We start from the raw sequence: 17,214 nt of genomic DNA, 5'->3' as shown, positions 1-17,214 counted from the left end.
CGACCCTGGAGGGGACATGAGCAGCGCATCCGCCGTGTCGAGCACGCGCGATCGGCTCCCCGGCCTCGACGGGGTGCGGGCGCTCGCGATCGTGCTCGTCCTCGCCTACCACCTGTTCCCGGGCCTCGCGCCGGGCGGGTTCGTCGGCGTGGACGTCTTCCTCGTCGTCAGCGGCTACCTCATCACCGCCCTGCTGCTCGCCGAGCACGAGCGTCACGGTCGCCTCGACCTGCGGCGGTTCTGGGCACGGCGCGCTCGCCGCCTGCTGCCGGCCCTGGCCGTCATGCTCGGCGTCTCCGCGGCGCTCGCCGCGCTCATCGGCGGCGACGTGCTCGTCGGCATCGGCTGGCAGCTGCTCGGCGCCGCCTCGTTCTCCAGCAACTGGTTCGCGATCGCGCAGGGCGCGAGCTACCTCGAGCAGTCCGACCCCGAACTGCTGCGCCACGCCTGGTCGCTCGCCGTCGAGGAGCAGTTCTACCTGCTCTGGCCGCTCGCGCTCCTAGCCCTGCTGCTCGTGCCGCGCCGCCGCTGGCGCACGGCCGTCGTACTCGCGCTCGCCGTCACCTCCGCGCTCGCGATGGCGCTCCTCGCCGGCGACCCCGCGGTCGACCCCGGCGCGGCGTCGACCGCGTACTACTCGACGCTCACGCACGGCTTCGGGCTGCTCGCCGGCGCCGCGCTCGCGATCGCGCGCTCGCCGCTGTCGAGCACCCGCGACCTGCTGGCGCGCATCCCCGCCCCCGTGGCGGACGCCGTCGCGGCGCTCAGCGCCCTCGGCGTCGTCGGCGGCGCCGCCCTGCTGGCGATCGACGACGCGGCCGCCTACCGCGGCGGCATCGCGACCGTCACCGCCCTCACCGTCGTGCTGCTCGTGGCGCTCGACCACCCGCGCGGCCGCGCCGCGGCGGTGGCCGACGCGCCCCTGCCGCGCTGGATCGGCGAGCGCTCCTACGGCCTCTACCTCTGGCACTGGCCCGCGATCGTGCTGCTGGGCGCGGCGCTGCCCGGCGTCGAGCGCTCCGGGGCGAGCGGGTGGATGCTCGGCGCCGTCGCCCTCGCCGCGAGCGTCGCCCTCGCGGCGGCCTCGTACCGCTGGCTCGAGCAGCCCGTGCGCCGCCACGGTCTCGCCCTCCTCCGGCGCCCGGAGGGTCGCACGCGCCGGCTCGCGGTCGCGGGAGCGCTCGTCACCGCCTGCGTGGCGGGCGGCGCGGCCGCGGTCGTGCAGTCGCCCGGCTCGTCGAGCGCGGCGGCCGCGATCGCCGCGGGCGAGGCGGCGCTGCGTGAGCCGAGCGCGACGCCCGCGCCGTCCGTGCCGCCGCAGCCGATCGTGACGACCGCACCCACTCCCCCGCCGTCGACTCCGTCCGGCGAGGAGATCCTCGCCATCGGCGACTCCGTCATGCTCGCCTCGGCGCCGGCGCTGCAGGAGCGCTTCCCCGGCATCGCGATCGACGCGGCGGTGTCGCGACAGATGCGGGAGGCCCCGCGGATCCTGCGGGAGCATGCCGCGAACGGCGCGCTGCGCCCGATCGTCGTCGTCGCCCTCGGCACGAACGGGCCGATCGACTCCGCGACGCTCGACGAGGTGCGCGACATCCTGGGCCCAGAGCGCGAGCTCGTGCTCGTGACGACGCAGGCGCCGCGCGGCTGGACGGACGGCGTCAACGCGGCCCTCACGGCGTTTGCCGATCGGTACCGCGCGGTCGAGCTGAGCGACTGGCGCAGCGCGATCCAGCCGAGGCTCGACCTGCTCGCTGGCGACCAGATCCACCCGGGCCCGACGGGCGGCCGGGTCTACGCCGAGGCGCTCGAGGCGCCGCTCACCCGGCTCGCCACCCTGCCACGCATCGCGGACTACCTCGCGGATCCGCTCGACCGCAGCTGAGCGGCGCCGCGGGTCGCCCGCGGAGGCGAGGGTCAGAACTCGATGCGGTAGGCGGCATCCCGCGTCGTGGCCACGAAGCCGAGGCGCTCGTAGACGCCGAGGGCTCCCGTCGGATTCTCGGTGTCGACGTCGAGCACGGCGCGCTCGAGCCCGCGGTCGCGCATGGCCCGCATGCTGTCGGCGAGCAGCGCGCTGGCGAGCCCGCGGCCCCGCCACTCGCGCCGCGTGCCGACGAGGCCGATGTAGGCGCCCGTGTAGCCTTGGCGCTCCCAGTCGTCCTCGTTGATCTCGACGAGCACGAAGCCGACCACCTCGTCGCCGACGACGGCGACGCGGCTGAGGTCGCGGCGCACGCTCGGCAGGGCGAGCATCGACGCCCACCCCTCGACGGTCGCCGGCTGGCTGCCCCAGTGATCGGCGAAGGCGGCGTTCTTCGCGAGGCGCAGCTGCTCGTCGCGCTGCGGGGTGAACGACTCGATGCGCACGCCGTCGGGCAGCGGGCGGTCGAGCTCGGCCCGCGCGAGCACGGCGTTGAGGCTCGTGAAGTAGCGGGCGGCGCGGAAGCCGGCGTGCTCGAGCAGCCGACCGTGCTCGGGGGTGCGCTCGGGCGCGTACGCAAGCACCCAGGCGGGCAGGATGCTGTCGCTGCGCGACAGACGCTGCTCGGCGCGGGCCCGCTGCCACGCCAGCAGTCTGCGGCCCAGGCCGCGACCGCGGTGCTCGGGGTGCACGCCGCCACTGAGGATGACGCGGACGATCGATTCGGGCTCGGGGGTCTCCACGACGAGACCCCAGGCGACGGGCGCGCCGTCGTCGTCGACCGCGAGGGCGCTGTCGTGCTCGAGGTCGATCCAGGAGTGGCCGAACTGCTCGAGCACCTCCTCGAGGCTCTCGCTCCAGTCGGGGTGATCGCGGCGGCTCATCGCCTCGAACAGCCTCGTGATCGCGGGGGCGTCGTCGCGGGTGCCCCTGCGCCAGCGGATGCCCGGCTCGGGCTCGGGGAGCCGCACCTCCCCGGGGTCGGCGACTCGCAGCCGCAGCGGCGGCCGTCGCTCGTCGGCGGCGGCCAGAGGAGCTGAGGAGTCGTCCGTCATGCGGAACAGCGTAGGGCCCCGTCCGTTCGGACGGGGCCCTCCGTGGCACGCGGGGTGCGGGACTACTTCGAGTCGGCGTCGCCCTCGGTCGACTCCTCGGTCGCCTCGGCCGCGGGGGCCTCCTCCACGGCGGCCTCGTCGGTCGACTCGACCTCGGTCTCGTCGACCTGGGGCTCCTCGGCGGCGGGAGCGGCGGGCGCCTCCGCGGCCTTGGCCTTCTTCGCCGACTTCGGCTTCGGGTTCACCGGCTCGAGCACGAGCTCGATGACGGCCATGGGGGCGTTGTCGCCCTTGCGGTAGCCGACCTTGGTGATGCGGGTGTAGCCGCCCTCGCGCTCGGCGACGAGCGGAGCGATCTGCGTGAAGAGCTCGTGCACGGCGCTCTTGTCGCGGATCACCGTCATGACGCGACGGCGAGCGTGCAGGTCGCCGCGCTTGGCGAACGTGATGAGGCGCTCGGCGAGCGGACGCAGGCGCTTGGCCTTCGTCTCGGTCGTCGTGATGCTCTTGTGCGTGAACAGCGCGGTGGCAAGGTTCGCGAGGAGCAGACGCTCGTGGGCGGGGCCACCGCCGAGACGCGGACCCTTGGTGGGCTTAGGCATGATCAGTGTTCTTTCGTGTCAGGTGCTGCGGGGCTGTCGGGGACGACGGACCCTTAGATGTAGTCGTCCTCGTTGCCGCCGTAGTAGTGGGCGCCGTCGAATCCGGGAACCGCGTCCTTGAGCGAGAGGCCCATCTCGACGAGCTTGTCCTTGACCTCGTCGACCGACTTCTGCCCGAAGTTGCGGATGTTCATGAGCTGCGTCTCCGAGAGGGCGACGAGCTCGCTGACGGTGTTGATGCCCTCGCGCTTGAGGCAGTTGTAGCTGCGCACCGAGAGGTCGAGGTCCTCGATGGGCATCGACAGCTCGGTCGAGAGAACGGCGTCGACCGGCGCGGGGCCGATCTCGATGCCCTCGGCCTGCGTGTTGAGCTCGCGGGCGAGACCGAACAGCTCGACGAGCGTGCGGCCGGCCGAGGCGATCGCGTCGCGCGGCGTGATGGCGGGCTTCGACTCGACGTCGACGACGAGGCGGTCGAAGTCGGTGCGCTCACCGGCACGCGTCGCCTCGACGCGGTAGGTGACCTTGAGCACGGGCGAGTAGATAGAGTCGACCGGGATCTGGCCGGCCTCGCTGAACTCGCTGCGGTTCTGGGTGGCGCTGACGTAGCCGCGACCGCGCTCGATCGTGAGCTCGAGCTCGAACTTGGCCGAGTCGTTGAGCGTCGCGATGACGAGCTCCGGGTTGTGGATCTCGACGCCCGCGGGGGCGGAGATGTCCGCGGCCGTCACCTCGCCGGCGCCGGTCTTGCGCAGGTAGGCGGTGATCGGCTCGTCGTGCTCGCTCGAGACGACGAGGTTTTTGATGTTGAGGATGATCTCGGTGACATCCTCCTTCACGCCCGGGATGGTGCTGAACTCGTGGAGCACGCCGTCGATGCGGATGCTCGTGACCGCGGCGCCAGGGATCGACGACAGGAGCGTGCGGCGAAGCGAGTTGCCGAGGGTGTAGCCGAAGCCCGGCTCGAGCGGCTCGATGATGAACCGCGAGCGGTAGTCGGAGACGCTCTCCTCGGTGAGGGTGGGACGCTGTGCGATGAGCACGATGGATTCCTTTCGGCAAAGTGTCCGCCATATGACACTTGTTTCCGACGAGTGGCTGGCCCGTCGAGTGTGTTGAGTTATCGAAGTCCTGTGCTGCGCGCTTGACCTCGGTGAGCGCGGTGCGCGCCGCGACGGGCGCGCACCGCCGTGACCCCCGCGACGATGGCCGCGGGGATCACCACGAGGTCAGACGCGGCGACGCTTCGGCGGGCGGCAGCCGTTGTGCGCCTGCGGCGTCACATCGCTGATCGAACCCACCTCGAGACCCGCGGCCTGCAACGAGCGGATCGCGGTCTCGCGGCCCGAGCCCGGGCCCTTGACGAAGACGTCGACCTTCTTCATGCCGTGCTCCTGCGCCTGGCGGGCGGCCGACTCGGCGGCCAGCTGCGCGGCGAAGGGGGTCGACTTGCGCGAGCCCTTGAAGCCCACGCCGCCGGACGAGGCCCAGCTGATGACGGCCCCGGTGGGGTCGGTGATCGACACGATCGTGTTGTTGAACGTCGACTTGATGTGGGCCTGGCCCACGGCGATGTTCTTCTTCTCCTTGCGGCGCGGCTTGCGAGCGGCCGACTTGGGTGCTGCCATGTTCTTCTCTCTCCTGAGTTCGTGGCGCCGGGCGATCGCGCGCCCGGCAGTCGGCTACTTGCGGCCGGCCTTCTTCTTGCCGGCGACGGTGCGCTTCGGGCCCTTGCGGGTGCGAGCGTTGGTCTTCGTGCGCTGACCGCGGACGGGGAGGCCACGGCGGTGACGCAGACCCTCGTACGAGCCGATCTCGACCTTGCGGCGGATGTCGGCGGCGACCTCGCGGCGGAGGTCGCCCTCGACCTTGTAGGTGCCTTCGATGTGGTCGCGGAGGGCGACGAGCTGGTCGTCGGTCAGATCCTTCACGCGGATGTTCGGGTCGATGCCCGTGGCGGCGAGGGTCTCGGTCGCACGCGTGCGGCCGACGCCGTAGATGTAGGTGAGGGCGACCTCGACGCGCTTGTCGCGCGGGATGTCGACTCCGGCAAGACGGGCCATGACGGCTCCTTCTGAGGAACGGGGAGGTGTGGAGCAGCTCCGGTGCCCGGGCCTCCCGCCCGAGGTGTCAGCCGCTCGCGCGGCGTCTGGAACTGCCTAGTGGAGATATTCAGTTATGAGCTCGTGGAGCGGGCCGCGCAGGGCGGCGCCGCATCAGCCCTGGCGCTGCTTGTGCCGGGGGTTCTCGCAGATGACCATCACGTTGCCGTGGCGGCGGATCACCTTGCACTTGTCGCAGATGGGCTTGACGCTGGGGTTGACCTTCATGGTTCTTCCTTCATTCGGTTCGCTGGCCTCGTGCGCCGGGTGGTTCCCCGGGCCGTTCCTTGTGCAGCGATCCCTTACTTGTAGCGGTAGACGATCCGGCCGCGGGTCAGGTCGTAGGGGCTCAGCTCCACGATCACGCGGTCCTCCGGGAGGATGCGGATGTAGTGCTGGCGCATCTTGCCCGAGATGTGGGCGAGCACCTTGTGACCGTTGGTCAGCTCAACGCGGAACATCGCGTTGGGCAGAGCCTCGATCACTGCGCCCTCGATTTCGATGACACCGTCTTTTTTGGCCATAGCCTCTTCGTCGCTAAAAGTTGGGGATTCGCTGGTCGTGCGCATACCGGCACCGTGGAGGTCCGCGTCGACTGCACAAGCGACACGCCACGTCGACACGCCGAAGGCGTGCCGTAAGCACCAAGGGTCAAGCTTAGGTGGTAGAGGGGCCCGGGGGCAACTCGATCGAGCGGTGGATGCGCGGACCTCAGCCCGCGACGACCACGCCGCGCTCGGCGAGCGCCGAGGAGATGCGCTGGGTGACCTCGTCGATCTCGCCGATGCCGTCGACCTTCACGAGCAGCCCGCGCTGCTCGTACACGCCGATGAGGGGCGCGGTCTGCTCGCGGTAGACCTCGAGGCGGTGCCGCACGACCGACTCGTCGTCGTCGCTGCGCCCCTGCTCGAGCGCGCGCTGACGAAGCCGCTCGACGACGACGTCAGGATCCGCGACGAGCTCGACCACGACATCCATCGCCGTGCCGTGCTCGGCCAGGAAGGCGTCGAGGAAGGCGACCTGGTCGAGCGTGCGCGGGTACCCGTCGAGCAGGAAGCCCGCGGCGCAGTCCGCCTGCTCGAGACGGTCGCGCACGAGATCGTTGGTGAGCGAGTCGGGCACGTTGTCGCCCGCGTCCATGTAGGCCTTCGCCTGCACGCCGAGCGGGGTCTCGTCGCGGACGTTCGCGCGGAAGATGTCACCCGTCGAGATGGCCGGCACGCCGAGCATCTCGCGCAGCCGCACCGCCTGCGTGCCCTTGCCCGCGCCGGGCGGGCCGATGAGCAGCAGCCGCGCGCTCACTTGAGGAGCCCCTCGTAGTGGCGCTGCTGCAGCTGCGCGTCGATCTGCTTCACCGTCTCCAGGCCCACGCCGACGATGATGAGGATGCTCGCGCCGCCGAACGGGAAGTTCTGGTTCGCGTTCACCGTCGCGAGGGCGATGAGCGGGATGAGTGCCACAAGGCCCAGGTACAGCGAGCCGGGCAGCGTCACGCGCGTCAGCACGTAGTCGAGGTACTCGGCCGTGGGGCGACCGGCGCGGATGCCCGGGATGAAGCCGCCGTACTTCTTCATGTTGTCCGCGACCTCCTCCGGGTTGAAGGTGATCGCCACGTAGAAGTAGGTGAACCCGACGATGAGCAGGAAGTACACGATCATGTAGATCGGGTTGTCGCCGGAGACCAGGTTGTTCTGGATCCAGACCACCCACTCCGGCGCCGTCTCACCGGCGGCCGGCTGGTTGAACTGCGCCACGAGGGCGGGCAGGTACAGCAGCGACGAGGCGAAGATGACCGGCACGACGCCCGCCATGTTCACCTTGATCGGGATGTAGGTGTTGTTTCCGCCGAGCGTGCGGCGACCGACCATGCGCTTGGCGTACTGCACGGGGATGCGACGCTGCGACTGCTCGACGAACACGACGGCCGCCATGACGAGGAGTCCGAGGCCGAGGACGAGCAGGAAGATGTCGAAGCCCTGCGCCTGCGCGATCGCCCACAGCGCGGAGGGGAAGGTCGCGGCGATCGAGACGAAGATGAGCAGCGACATGCCGTTGCCGATGCCGCGCTCGGTGATGAGCTCGCCGAGCCACATGATGAGGCCGGTGCCGGCGGTCATCGTGATGACCATGAGCAGGATGGCGTACCAGCTGGTGTCGGTGATGAGCTGGCCGCACTCCGCGACGCCCGAGGTCGTCGGGAACAGGGCGCCAGCACGGGCGACCGTGATGAGCGTCGTCGACTGCAGGATGGCCAGCGCGATCGTCAGGTAGCGCGTGTACTGCGTGAGCTTCGCCTGGCCGGCCTGACCCTCCTTGTAGAGGGTGTCGAAGTGCGGGATGACCACGCGCAGCAGCTGCGTGATGATCGACGCGGTGATGTACGGCATGATGCCGAGCGCGAAGATCGAGAGCTGGAGGAGCGCTCCGCCGCTGAAGAGGTTGACGAGCTGGTACAGCCCGGTCGCGTCGGCGTTGCCCTGGAGGCAGATCTGGACGTTCTCGAAGTCGACGAACGGCGCGGGGATGAACGAACCCAGACGGAAGAGCGCGACGATTCCGAGGGTGAAACCGATCTTCCGGCGGAGGTCGGGCGTGCGGAAGATCCGCCCGATAGCTCTGAACACGAGGCCTCCCGTTGAGGAACAGCAAGAGCACCCCGCGCGCGGCAGCCCGAGATGCTGTGGCCCGGATGGGCCGAAGCCGGGCGGCCCCCGAAGGGGCCGCCCGAGCGGCTAGTTGATCGAACCGCCGGCCGCGACGATCTTCTGCTCCGCGGAGCGCGAGACCTTGTCGACTGCCACGTTCAGCTTAACCGCAATGTCGCCGTCGCCGAGAACCTTGACCTTCTCGTTCTTGCGCACCGCGCCCTTGGCCACGAGGTCACCCACGGTGACGTCGCCGCCCTTGGGGTAGAGCTCGGCCAGCGTCGACAGGTTCACGACCTGGTACTCGACGCGGAACGGGTTCGTGAAGCCGCGCAGCTTGGGCTGGCGCATCACGAAGTTGAGGTTGCCGCCCTCGAAGCCGGGGCGCACCTGGTAGCGGGCCTTCGTGCCCTTGGTGCCACGACCGGCGGTCTTGCCCTTCGAGCCCTCACCGCGGCCGACGCGGGTGCGGTCCTTCTTCGCACCGGGAGCCGGGCGGAGGTGGTGGACCTTGAGCACCTGCGGGCGCGCGACCTCGGTCGACTCGTCCTTCTTGGGCGCGGCCTTCTTGGCGGGAGCCTTGGCAGCGGGAGACTTCTCGGCGGCCGGGGCCTTGTCGGCAGCGGCCTTCGCCGGAGCCTTCTTGGCCGGAGCCTTCTCCACAGCCGGAGCCTTCTTGGCCGGAGCCTTCTCCGCAGCCGGAGCCTTGTCGGCAGCGGCCTTCGCCGGAGCCTTCTTGGCCGGAGCCTTCTCCGCAGCCGGAGCCTTGTCGGCAGCGGCCTTCGCCGGAGCCTTCTTCGCGGGAGCCTTCTCAGCGGCGGCCTTGGCGGGCGCCTTCTTGGGCGCCGCCGCGTCCTTCTTCTCTTCGGTCATTAGTCAATCTCCTCGACCTTGACGAGGTGAGCGACCGCACGGACGTACCCGCGGTTGGCCGGGCTGTCCTCACGGACGACGACATCGCCGATCCGCTTGAGGCCCAGGCTGCGCAGGGTGTCGCGCTGGTTCTGCTTCTCGCTGATAACAGACTTGATCTGGGTCACCTTCAGACGCGAGGCCATCACGCACCTGCCTTTCCGGCTGCAGCCTGCGCCGCGAGCGCCTCGGCGCGCACGAGGCGAGCCGGAGCCACGTCCTCGAAGTCGCGACCGCGGCGAGCGGCGACGGCACGCGGCTCCTCGAGCTGCTTGAGCGCCTCGACGGTCGCGTGCACGATGTTGATCGTGTTCGACGAGCCGAGCGACTTGCTCAGCACGTCGTGGATGCCGGCGCACTCGAGCACGGCGCGCACCGGACCACCGGCGATGACACCGGTACCGGCCGCGGCCGGACGCAGCAGCACGACGCCGGCAGCGGCCTCGCCCTGCACGGGGTGCGGGATCGTCGCGGCGACGCGGGGCACGCGGAAGAAGTTCTTCTTCGCCTCCTCCACGCCCTTCGAGATCGCCGTCGGCACCTCGCGGGCCTTGCCGTAGCCGACGCCGACGAGACCGTTGCCGTCACCCACGACCACGAGGGCCGTGAAGCTGAAGCGACGGCCGCCCTTGACGACCTTCGAGACGCGGTTGATCGTCACGACGCGCTCGAGGAAGGGGCTCTTCTCGGTCTCGCGCGCACCGCGGTCGCGGTTGGGGTTGCGCTCGCGGCTGCCGCGACGGGCCTCGCGAGGCTCGGTCGACGGCTCCGACGATGCGGCGGTCTCCACGGGGGCCTCTGCCGCCACGGTCTGCTCCTTGTTGTTGATCTCTGCCTCGCTCACAGGCTCAGCCCTGCCTCTCGCGCTCCATCGGCGATCGCGGCGACGCGACCGGCGTAGCGGTTGCCACCGCGGTCGAAGACGACCGACTCGACGCCGGCCTGCTTCGCGCGCTCGGCCACGAGCTCGCCGACCTTGCGGGCCTTGGCGGTCTTGTCGCCGTCGAACGTGCGGAGGTCGGCCTCCATGGTGGAGGCGCTGGCCACGGTGTGGCCCTTGGTGTCGTCGACGATCTGCACGAAGACGTGGCGCGCCGAACGGGTGACGACGAGACGCGGACGCTCGGCGGTGCCGGCGATGCGCTTGCGGAGACGGGCGTGGCGACGGTCCTTCGCGGCCGACTTGCTCTTGCCCCTGGTTCCGAGACCCATGATTACTTACCAGCCTTTCCGGCCTTGCGGCGAACGACCTCGCCCGCGTAGCGGACGCCCTTGCCCTTGTACGGCTCGGGCTTGCGGATCTTGCGGATGTTCGCTGCGACCTCGCCGACGGCCTGCTTGTCGATGCCGCTGACGGTGAGCTTGTTGTTGCCCTCCACCGTGAAGGTGATCCCGGCGGGCGGGTTGACGGTGACGGGGTGCGAGAAGCCGAGCGCGAACTCGACGCTCTCGCCCTTCGCCTGCACGCGGTAGCCGGTGCCGACGACCTCGAGGCCCTTGCTGTAGCCCTGCGTCACGCCCACGATGTTGTTGGCGATGAGGGTGCGGGTCAGGCCGTGCAGCGAGCGCGAGGCGCGCTCGTCGTCCGGGCGGGTGACGAGAACCTGGTTCTCCTCCACCTGGACCTCGATGGGGCTGGCCACGGTGAGCGACAGCTCGCCCTTGGGGCCCTTGACGGTGACGGCCTGGCCGTCGACCGTGACCGTGACACCACCGGGGATGTCGATGGGCATGCGTCCGATACGCGACATGTCAGATCACCACACGTAGGCGAGGACTTCCCCACCCACGCCCTTCTGCATCGCCTCGCGGTCGGTCAGCAGACCCGAGGAAGTCGACAGGATGGCCACGCCGAGGCCGCCGAGCACGTGAGGGATCTCGGTCGACTTGGCGTAGACGCGGAGGCCCGGCTTCGACACGCGCTTGATGCCGGCGATCGAGCGCTCGCGGTTCGGGCCGTACTTCAGCGACAGGGTGAGGGTCGAGCCGACGCGAGCGTCCTCGACCTTCCAGTCGGAGATGTAGCCCTCGCGCTTGAGGATCTCGGCGATGTTGGTCTTGAGCTTGCTGCTGGGCAGCGACACCGACTCGTGGAAGGCGGAGTTGGCGTTGCGCAGTCTGGTCAGCAGGTCTGCGACCGGATCTGTCATCGTCATGATGAGTGTTCCTGTTCTCGTCCGGTTTCCGCGCCCGTTCCACGAACGCGGACCTGTCCGATCGGGGCCCCGGAGGGCCGGTGATGGAGTGCCTTAGGAGGCGTCGGCCGACTTGAAGGGGAAGCCGAGCGCGCGCAGCAGGGCGCGGCCCTCGTCGTCCGTCTTCGCGGTCGTCACGATGGTGATGTCGAAGCCGCGGACGCGGTCGATCTTGTCCTGGTCGATCTCGTGGAACACGCTCTGCTCCTGGAGACCGAAGGTGTAGTTGCCGTTGCCGTCGAACTGGCGGTCGCTCAGCCCGCGGAAGTCGCGGATGCGCGGGAGCGCGAGCGACAGCAGGCGATCGAGGAACTCCCACGCGCGGTCGCCGCGGAGGGTGACGTGCGCACCGATGGGCATGCCCTCGCGCAGCTTGAACTGCGCGATCGACTTGCGGGCCTTGGTGACCTGCGGCTTCTGACCGGTGATCGCGGTGAGATCCTTGACGGCCCCGTCGATCACCTTGCTGTCGCGGGCGGCCTCACCGACACCGGTGTTCACGACGATCTTCACGAGACCGGGAACCTGGTGCGGGTTGGTGTAGCCGAACTGCTCGGTCAGCGCGGCCTTGATCTCGCCGCGGTACTTCTGCTTCAGGCGCGGCTGGATTTTGCCAGCCTGCGCTGCAGTGGTGGTTGTCATCAGAGCTTCTCACCTGACTTCTTGGCGTACCGCACACGCACGGTCTTCTTCACGCCGTTCTTCTCGACGGTCTCCTCACGGTGACCGACGCGCGTGGGCTTCTTGGTCTTGGGGTCGACGACGGCCACGTTCGAGATGTGGATCGGCGCCTCGTGCGTCTCGATGCCGCCCGTCTTCGTGCCGCGCTGCGTCTGGCCGACGCGCACGTGCTTCGTGACGAGGTTGATGCCCTCGACGACGACGCGGTTCTTCTCGGTCAGCACCTCGATGACGCGACCCTGCTTGCCGCGGTCGCCGCCGCGCGCCTGGGTCGCGCCGCTGATGACCTGGACGAGGTCGCCCTTCTTGATCTTCGCCATGGTTAGAGCACCTCCGGGGCGAGCGAGACGATCTTCATGAACTTCTTGTCGCGAAGCTCACGACCGACCGGCCCGAAGATGCGGGTGCCACGGGGGTCACCGTCGTTCTTCAGGATCACGGCGGCGTTCTCGTCGAACTTGATGTACGAGCCGTCGGGGCGGCGGGTCTGCTTGACCGTGCGAACGACGACCGCCTTGACGACGTCGCCCTTCTTCACATTGCCACCCGGGATCGCGTCCTTGACGGTGGCGACGATCACGTCACCGAGACCCGCGTAGCGACGGCCGGAGCCACCGAGCACGCGGATCGTGAGCAGCTCCTTGGCGCCGGTGTTGTCGGCGACCTTGAGCCGGGATTCCTGCTGCAGCATTTCTCTCTCCTATAAGGACAAGCAGGCGAAGGCCTACTTGGCCTTCTCGAGGATCTCGACGAGGCGCCAGCGCTTCGTGGCGGACAGGGGGCGGGTCTCGGCGATGAGCACGAGGTCGCCGATGCCGGCGCCGTTCTGCTCGTCGTGGGCCTTGACCTTCGAGGTGCGGCGCATGACCTTGCCGTACAGCGGGTGCTTCACGCGGTCCTCGACCTCGACGACGATGGTCTTCTCCATCTTGTCGCTGGTCACGTAGCCGCGGCGCACCTTGCGGTAGCCACGCGCGTTCTCGTCGCGAACGTCGTGCTCGGCCGACTCGTGGCCGGCAGCGGCCTTCTTCTCGGCAGCCATCAGTTCTTCTCCTCCGTCTCGGCAGCGGGAGCCTCAGCGGCCTCCGCCTTCTTCGCCGACTTCTTGGCCGGCTTCGCCGGGGCCTCCACCGGGGCGGGCGTGGCACGGATGCCCAGCTCGCGCTCGCGGATGACCGTGTAGATGCGCGCGATGTCGCGCTTCACGGCGCGCAGGCGGCCGTGGCTCTCGAGCTGACCCGTCGCGGCCTGGAAGCGCAGGTTGAACAGCTCTTCCTTGGCCTTCTTCAGCTCGTCGACGAGACGCTCGTCTTCGAAGGTGTCGAGCTCCGCGGGTGCGAGCTCCTTGGATCCGATCGCCATTACGCGTCGCCCTCCTCGCGCTTGATAATGCGTGCCTTGAGGGGCAGCTTGTGAATAGCACGGGTCATGGCCTCGCGAGCGAGCTGCTCGTTGACGCCCGCGACCTCGAAGAGGACGCGGCCCGGCTTGACGTTGGCGACCCACCACTCCGGCGAGCCCTTACCGGAACCCATGCGGGTCTCGGCGGGCTTCTTCGTGAGCGGACGGTCGGGGTAGATGTTGATCCAGACCTTGCCGCCACGCTTGATGTGACGGGTCATCGCGATACGCGCCGACTCGATCTGACGGTTCGTGACGTACGCGGGCGTGAGGGCCTGGATGCCGAACTCGCCGAACGTGACCTCGGTGCCACCGGTCGCCGCGCCACTCCGCTTGGGGTGGTGCTGCTTGCGGTACTTGACCTTGCGGGGAATCAGCATGGTTCCTTAGCCTTCCGCTCCGGCCGCGACGGGCGCCTCGACGGCGGCGGGACGCCCGCCACCGCGACGCGGACCGCGGTCCGAGTCACGACGCTCGGGGCGCGACGACTTCTGGGCCGCCTGCTCGCGAGCGAGTTCCTTGTTGGTGATGTCGCCCTTGTAGATCCAGACCTTCACGCCGATGCGGCCGAAGGTGGTCTTGGCCTCGTAGAAGCCGTAGTCGATGTTCGCGCGGAGCGTGTGCAGGGGCACGCGGCCCTCGCGGTAGAACTCCGAGCGCGACATCTCCGCGCCGCCGAGACGGCCCGAGACCTGGATGCGGACGCCCTTGGCGCCGGCGCGCTGCGCGCCCTGCAGGCCCTTGCGCATCGCGCGGCGGAAGGCCACGCGGGCGCTGAGCTGCTCGGCGACGCCCTGCGCGACGAGCTGAGCCTCGGCCTCGGGGTTCTTGACCTCGAGGATGTTGAGCTGGATCTGCTTGCCGGTGAGCTTCTCGAGGTCGGCGCGGATGCGCTCGGCCTCGGCGCCGCGGCGGCCGATCACGATGCCGGGACGAGCCGTGTGGATGTCCACGCGGACGCGGTCGCGGGTGCGCTCGATCTCGATGCGGGCGACGCCGGCGCGGTCGAGGCTCGTGGTGAGCATCCGCCGGATCTTGACGTCCTCAGCCACGTAGTCGGCGTAGCGCTGACCGGGCTTGGTGCTGTCCGAGAACCACCGCGACACGTGGTCGGTGGTGATGCCGAGACGGAAACCGTACGGGTTGACTTTCTGACCCATGACTACTTGCTCGCCTTCTTCTTCGTGCCCGAGCCCGCGACAGCGGCCTCATCCGGCGTGGCGAGCACGACGGTGATGTGGCTGGTGCGCTTGTTGATGCGGAACGCGCGGCCCTGCGCTCGCGGCTGGAACCGCTTGAGCGTCGTGCCCTCGTCGACGAAGGCGCGGGCCACGTAGAGGTCCTGCTCGTCGAGGTAGGCGTTGGCAGCGTCCGCCTTGACCCGGGCGTTGGCGACGGCCGACGCGACGAGCTTGTAGACGGGCTCGCTCGCGCTCTGCGGCGCGAACTTCAGGATGGCAAGCGCCTCCATGGCCTGCTTGCCACGGATCAGGTCGACGACGCGACGAGCCTTCTGAGGCGTCACGCGGATGTGTCGCACGCGGGCGATCGACTCCACCATGTCTGTACTCCTCTTCACGCCGCCGGGTTACCGGCGACGACCCTTCTTGTCGTCCTTCTCGTGACCGCGGAAGGTGCGGGTGGGCGCGAACTCGCCGAGCTTGTGCCCGACCATGGTCTCGGTCACGAACACGGGGATGTGCTTGCGGCCGTCGTGCACGGCGATCGTGTGCCCGAGCATCGCGGGGACGATCATCGACCGGCGCGACCAGGTCTTGATGACGTTCTTGGTGTTGGCCTCGTTCTGCGTGGCGACCTTGCGAAGCAGGTGGTCGTCGACGAACGGGCCCTTCTTGAGACTGCGAGGCATGCTTCTCGACTCCTACTAGCGCTTCTTACCGACGGTGCGGCGACGGACGATGAGCTTGTCGCTCTCCTTGTTGGGGCGACGGGTGCGGCCCTCGGCCTGACCCCACGGGCTGACCGGGTGGCGACCACCGGAGGTCTTGCCCTCACCACCACCGTGCGGGTGGTCGATCGGGTTCATCGCGACACCGCGGACGGTCGGGCGCACGCCCTTCCAGCGCTTGCGGCCGGCCTTGCCCCAGTTGATGTTCGACTGCTCGGCGTTGCCGACCTCGCCGATCGTGGCGCGGCAGCGGGCATCCACGTTGCGGATCTCGCCCGAGGGCAGACGCAGCTGGGCGTAGGGGCCGTCCTTCGCGACCAGACGCACCGAGGCGCCGGCCGAGCGGGCCATCTTCGCGCCGCCGCCGGGGCGGAGCTCGATGGCGTGGACGACGGTGCCCACGGGGATGTTGCGCAGCGGCAGGTTGTTGCCGGGCTTGATGTCGGCCGACGGACCGGACTCGACGATGTCGCCCTGCGACAGCTTGTTCGGCGCGAGGATGTAGCGCTTCGTGCCGTCGACGTAGTGCAGCAGCGCGATGCGCGCCGTGCGGTTCGGGTCGTACTCGATGTGCGCGACCTTGGCGTTGACGCCGTCCTTGTCGTTGCGACGGAAGTCGATCACGCGGTACTGGCGCTTGTGGCCACCACCGATGTGACGCGTCGTGATGCGGCCGGTGTTGTTGCGGCCACCGGTCTTCGGCAGCGGCTTCAGCAGCGACTTCTCGGGCGTCGATCGGGTGATCTCGGCGAAGTCGGCGACCGACGAGCCGCGACGACCCGGGGTCGTGGGCTTGTACTTGCGAATAGCCATGTCTGTGTCTCTCCGTTGCCTAGCCGACGGCCGTGAAGATGTCGATGGAGCCCGACTTCAGGGTCACGATGGCGCGCTTGGTGTCTTTGCGCTTGCCGATGCCGAAGCGGGTGCGGCGGGTCTTGCCCGGGCGGTTCAGCGTGTTGATCGAGGCGACCTTGACGTTGAAGATCTTCTCGATGGCGAGCTTGATCTCGGTCTTGTTCGCACGCGGGTCCACCAGGAAGGTGTACTTGCCGTCGTCGATGAGCGAGTAGCTCTTCTCGCTCACGACGGGCGCGATGATGATGTCGCGCGGGTCCTTGTTCTGAGCGACAGCGTGGATGCTCATGCGCCGACCTCTTCCTTCTTCGTCTTCGCGCTCACGAAGGCGTCATAGGCGCCCTTGGTGAACACGATGTCGTCGCTGACCAGCACGTCGTAGGCGTTGAGCTGGTCGGGGGTGATGACGTGGAGGCTCTTGAGGTTGCGCACGCTCTTGAGGCTAACCTCGTCGTCGCGCTCGATCACGACGAGCACGTTGCGGCCCGCGGTGAGCGAGGAGATGACGGCCGCAGCGGCCTTCGTCGAGGGCGCGTCGGTGCCGAACGACTCGACCACGTGCAGGCGCTCGCCGCGCGCGCGGTCGGAGAGGGCGCCGAGCAGAGCCGCGGCGATCATCTTCTTGGGGGTGCGCTGCGCGTAGTTGCGCGGCGTCGGACCGTGGACGATGCCACCGCCGCGGTGCTCGGGCGCACGCACCGAGCCCTGACGGCTGCGGCCGGTGCCCTTCTGCTTGAAGGGCTTCACGCCGGAGCCGGAGACCTCACCGCGACCCTTGGTCGAGTGGGTGCCCTGACGGGCGGCGGCGAGCTGGGCCACGACCACCTGGTGAAGCAGCGGGACATTGGTCTGCACGTCGAAGACGGCGGCGGGCAGGTCGACCGAACCGGTCTTCTTGCCGGCGGCGTCGACGACGTCGAGCGAGGTAGCCAT

At 69.3% G+C, this 17,214-nt stretch carries 28 protein-coding genes; 1 reads left to right on the top strand and 27 read right to left on the bottom strand.

Annotated elements, in window-relative coordinates; all coding sequences use genetic code 11:
• Nucleotides 1-16: 16 nt before the first annotated feature.
• On the top strand, nucleotides 17-1,885 hold the full coding sequence (locus ID804_RS01270) for an acyltransferase family protein (RefSeq protein WP_169077153.1): 1,869 nt from the start codon (nucleotides 17-19) through the stop codon (nucleotides 1,883-1,885).
• Between the two features lie 32 nt (nucleotides 1,886-1,917).
• Here ID804_RS01270 and ID804_RS01265 read toward each other — a convergent pair whose 3' ends face one another.
• From ID804_RS01265 to rplD, 27 genes are all read right to left on the bottom strand, one after another.
• A complete protein-coding gene (locus tag ID804_RS01265) occupies nucleotides 1,918-2,979 on the bottom strand; it encodes a GNAT family N-acetyltransferase (RefSeq protein ID WP_169077152.1) in 1,062 nt (353 codons plus the stop codon).
• A gap of 62 nt (nucleotides 2,980-3,041) precedes the next feature.
• On the bottom strand, nucleotides 3,042-3,581 hold the full coding sequence (gene rplQ, locus ID804_RS01260; RefSeq protein ID WP_169077151.1) for a 50S ribosomal protein L17: 540 nt from the start codon (nucleotides 3,579-3,581) through the stop codon (nucleotides 3,042-3,044).
• A gap of 53 nt (nucleotides 3,582-3,634) precedes the next feature.
• Entirely contained in the window at nucleotides 3,635-4,624 is a 990-nt protein-coding gene (locus ID804_RS01255; RefSeq protein WP_169077150.1) for a DNA-directed RNA polymerase subunit alpha, read from the bottom strand.
• 186 nt (nucleotides 4,625-4,810) lie between these two features.
• Nucleotides 4,811-5,209 carry a 30S ribosomal protein S11 gene (rpsK, locus tag ID804_RS01250; protein WP_169077149.1) on the bottom strand — a complete coding sequence of 133 codons (399 nt, stop codon included), beginning with the start codon at nucleotides 5,207-5,209 and terminating at the stop codon, nucleotides 4,811-4,813.
• A 54-nt stretch (nucleotides 5,210-5,263) separates the two neighbouring features.
• Nucleotides 5,264-5,644, bottom strand: a complete 381-nt coding sequence (gene rpsM, locus ID804_RS01245; protein WP_169077148.1) for a 30S ribosomal protein S13 — start codon at nucleotides 5,642-5,644, stop codon at nucleotides 5,264-5,266.
• A 153-nt stretch (nucleotides 5,645-5,797) separates the two neighbouring features.
• On the bottom strand, nucleotides 5,798-5,911 hold the full coding sequence (gene rpmJ / locus ID804_RS01240; RefSeq protein ID WP_047561540.1) for a 50S ribosomal protein L36: 114 nt from the start codon (nucleotides 5,909-5,911) through the stop codon (nucleotides 5,798-5,800).
• Between the two features lie 74 nt (nucleotides 5,912-5,985).
• Nucleotides 5,986-6,207, bottom strand: a complete 222-nt coding sequence (gene infA, locus ID804_RS01235; RefSeq protein ID WP_055857193.1) for a translation initiation factor IF-1 — start codon at nucleotides 6,205-6,207, stop codon at nucleotides 5,986-5,988.
• Nucleotides 6,208-6,394: 187 nt separating this feature from the next.
• Nucleotides 6,395-6,985, bottom strand: coding sequence for an adenylate kinase (locus tag ID804_RS01230; RefSeq protein WP_317451128.1), 591 nt, complete (start codon nucleotides 6,983-6,985; stop codon nucleotides 6,395-6,397).
• Entirely contained in the window at nucleotides 6,982-8,307 is a 1,326-nt protein-coding gene (gene secY / locus ID804_RS01225; protein WP_169077147.1) for a preprotein translocase subunit SecY, read from the bottom strand. Before secY ends, ID804_RS01230 begins: the two co-directional genes overlap by 4 nt.
• A gap of 108 nt (nucleotides 8,308-8,415) precedes the next feature.
• A complete protein-coding gene (rplO, locus tag ID804_RS12140) occupies nucleotides 8,416-9,201 on the bottom strand; it encodes a 50S ribosomal protein L15 (protein WP_169077146.1) in 786 nt (261 codons plus the stop codon).
• Nucleotides 9,201-9,386, bottom strand: coding sequence for a 50S ribosomal protein L30 (gene rpmD, locus ID804_RS01215; protein WP_055859200.1), 186 nt, complete (start codon nucleotides 9,384-9,386; stop codon nucleotides 9,201-9,203). Before rpmD ends, rplO begins: the two co-directional genes overlap by 1 nt.
• The gene (rpsE, locus tag ID804_RS01210; RefSeq protein WP_169077145.1) at nucleotides 9,386-10,084 is read right to left on the bottom strand and encodes a 30S ribosomal protein S5; all 699 of its coding nucleotides are present in this window, start codon (nucleotides 10,082-10,084) and stop codon (nucleotides 9,386-9,388) included. The genes rpmD and rpsE overlap by 1 nt, the downstream gene beginning before the upstream one ends.
• The gene (gene rplR / locus ID804_RS01205) at nucleotides 10,081-10,452 is read right to left on the bottom strand and encodes a 50S ribosomal protein L18 (RefSeq protein WP_169077144.1); all 372 of its coding nucleotides are present in this window, start codon (nucleotides 10,450-10,452) and stop codon (nucleotides 10,081-10,083) included. Before rplR ends, rpsE begins: the two co-directional genes overlap by 4 nt.
• A gap of 2 nt (nucleotides 10,453-10,454) precedes the next feature.
• On the bottom strand, nucleotides 10,455-10,991 hold the full coding sequence (rplF, locus tag ID804_RS01200) for a 50S ribosomal protein L6 (RefSeq protein WP_169077143.1): 537 nt from the start codon (nucleotides 10,989-10,991) through the stop codon (nucleotides 10,455-10,457).
• A gap of 6 nt (nucleotides 10,992-10,997) precedes the next feature.
• Nucleotides 10,998-11,396 (bottom strand): 30S ribosomal protein S8, encoded by a 399-nt coding sequence (gene rpsH / locus ID804_RS01195; protein ID WP_169077142.1) that lies wholly within the window; start codon nucleotides 11,394-11,396, stop codon nucleotides 10,998-11,000.
• 93 nt (nucleotides 11,397-11,489) lie between these two features.
• On the bottom strand, nucleotides 11,490-12,077 hold the full coding sequence (gene rplE / locus ID804_RS01190) for a 50S ribosomal protein L5 (protein WP_169077141.1): 588 nt from the start codon (nucleotides 12,075-12,077) through the stop codon (nucleotides 11,490-11,492).
• Nucleotides 12,077-12,436, bottom strand: a complete 360-nt coding sequence (gene rplX / locus ID804_RS01185; RefSeq protein ID WP_169077140.1) for a 50S ribosomal protein L24 — start codon at nucleotides 12,434-12,436, stop codon at nucleotides 12,077-12,079. The genes rplE and rplX overlap by 1 nt, the downstream gene beginning before the upstream one ends.
• A gap of 2 nt (nucleotides 12,437-12,438) precedes the next feature.
• Nucleotides 12,439-12,807 (bottom strand): 50S ribosomal protein L14, encoded by a 369-nt coding sequence (gene rplN, locus ID804_RS01180; protein ID WP_169077139.1) that lies wholly within the window; start codon nucleotides 12,805-12,807, stop codon nucleotides 12,439-12,441.
• Between the two features lie 33 nt (nucleotides 12,808-12,840).
• Nucleotides 12,841-13,158, bottom strand: coding sequence for a 30S ribosomal protein S17 (gene rpsQ, locus ID804_RS01175; protein WP_169077138.1), 318 nt, complete (start codon nucleotides 13,156-13,158; stop codon nucleotides 12,841-12,843).
• Nucleotides 13,158-13,478, bottom strand: coding sequence for a 50S ribosomal protein L29 (gene rpmC, locus ID804_RS01170; RefSeq protein WP_169077137.1), 321 nt, complete (start codon nucleotides 13,476-13,478; stop codon nucleotides 13,158-13,160). Before rpmC ends, rpsQ begins: the two co-directional genes overlap by 1 nt.
• Nucleotides 13,478-13,897: a 50S ribosomal protein L16 gene (gene rplP, locus ID804_RS01165; protein WP_169077136.1), complete on the bottom strand. Its 420-nt coding sequence runs from the start codon at nucleotides 13,895-13,897 to the stop codon at nucleotides 13,478-13,480. Before rplP ends, rpmC begins: the two co-directional genes overlap by 1 nt.
• 6 nt (nucleotides 13,898-13,903) lie before the next feature.
• Nucleotides 13,904-14,677, bottom strand: a complete 774-nt coding sequence (gene rpsC, locus ID804_RS01160; RefSeq protein WP_169077135.1) for a 30S ribosomal protein S3 — start codon at nucleotides 14,675-14,677, stop codon at nucleotides 13,904-13,906.
• 2 nt (nucleotides 14,678-14,679) lie between these two features.
• The gene (gene rplV / locus ID804_RS01155; RefSeq protein WP_169077134.1) at nucleotides 14,680-15,078 is read right to left on the bottom strand and encodes a 50S ribosomal protein L22; all 399 of its coding nucleotides are present in this window, start codon (nucleotides 15,076-15,078) and stop codon (nucleotides 14,680-14,682) included.
• A 27-nt stretch (nucleotides 15,079-15,105) separates the two neighbouring features.
• The gene (rpsS, locus tag ID804_RS01150; RefSeq protein WP_169077133.1) at nucleotides 15,106-15,387 is read right to left on the bottom strand and encodes a 30S ribosomal protein S19; all 282 of its coding nucleotides are present in this window, start codon (nucleotides 15,385-15,387) and stop codon (nucleotides 15,106-15,108) included.
• A 15-nt stretch (nucleotides 15,388-15,402) separates the two neighbouring features.
• On the bottom strand, nucleotides 15,403-16,239 hold the full coding sequence (gene rplB, locus ID804_RS01145) for a 50S ribosomal protein L2 (RefSeq protein WP_169077132.1): 837 nt from the start codon (nucleotides 16,237-16,239) through the stop codon (nucleotides 15,403-15,405).
• Between the two features lie 19 nt (nucleotides 16,240-16,258).
• Nucleotides 16,259-16,570, bottom strand: coding sequence for a 50S ribosomal protein L23 (gene rplW, locus ID804_RS01140; protein ID WP_169077131.1), 312 nt, complete (start codon nucleotides 16,568-16,570; stop codon nucleotides 16,259-16,261).
• On the bottom strand, nucleotides 16,567-17,214 hold the full coding sequence (rplD, locus tag ID804_RS01135; RefSeq protein ID WP_169077130.1) for a 50S ribosomal protein L4: 648 nt from the start codon (nucleotides 17,212-17,214) through the stop codon (nucleotides 16,567-16,569). The genes rplW and rplD overlap by 4 nt, the downstream gene beginning before the upstream one ends.

This window comes from Microcella alkalica, assembly GCF_014595885.1.
Classification (GTDB): Bacteria; Actinomycetota; Actinomycetes; order Actinomycetales; family Microbacteriaceae; genus Microcella; species Microcella alkaliphila_B.
This window is presented reverse-complemented; position numbering and strand designations above follow the sequence as displayed.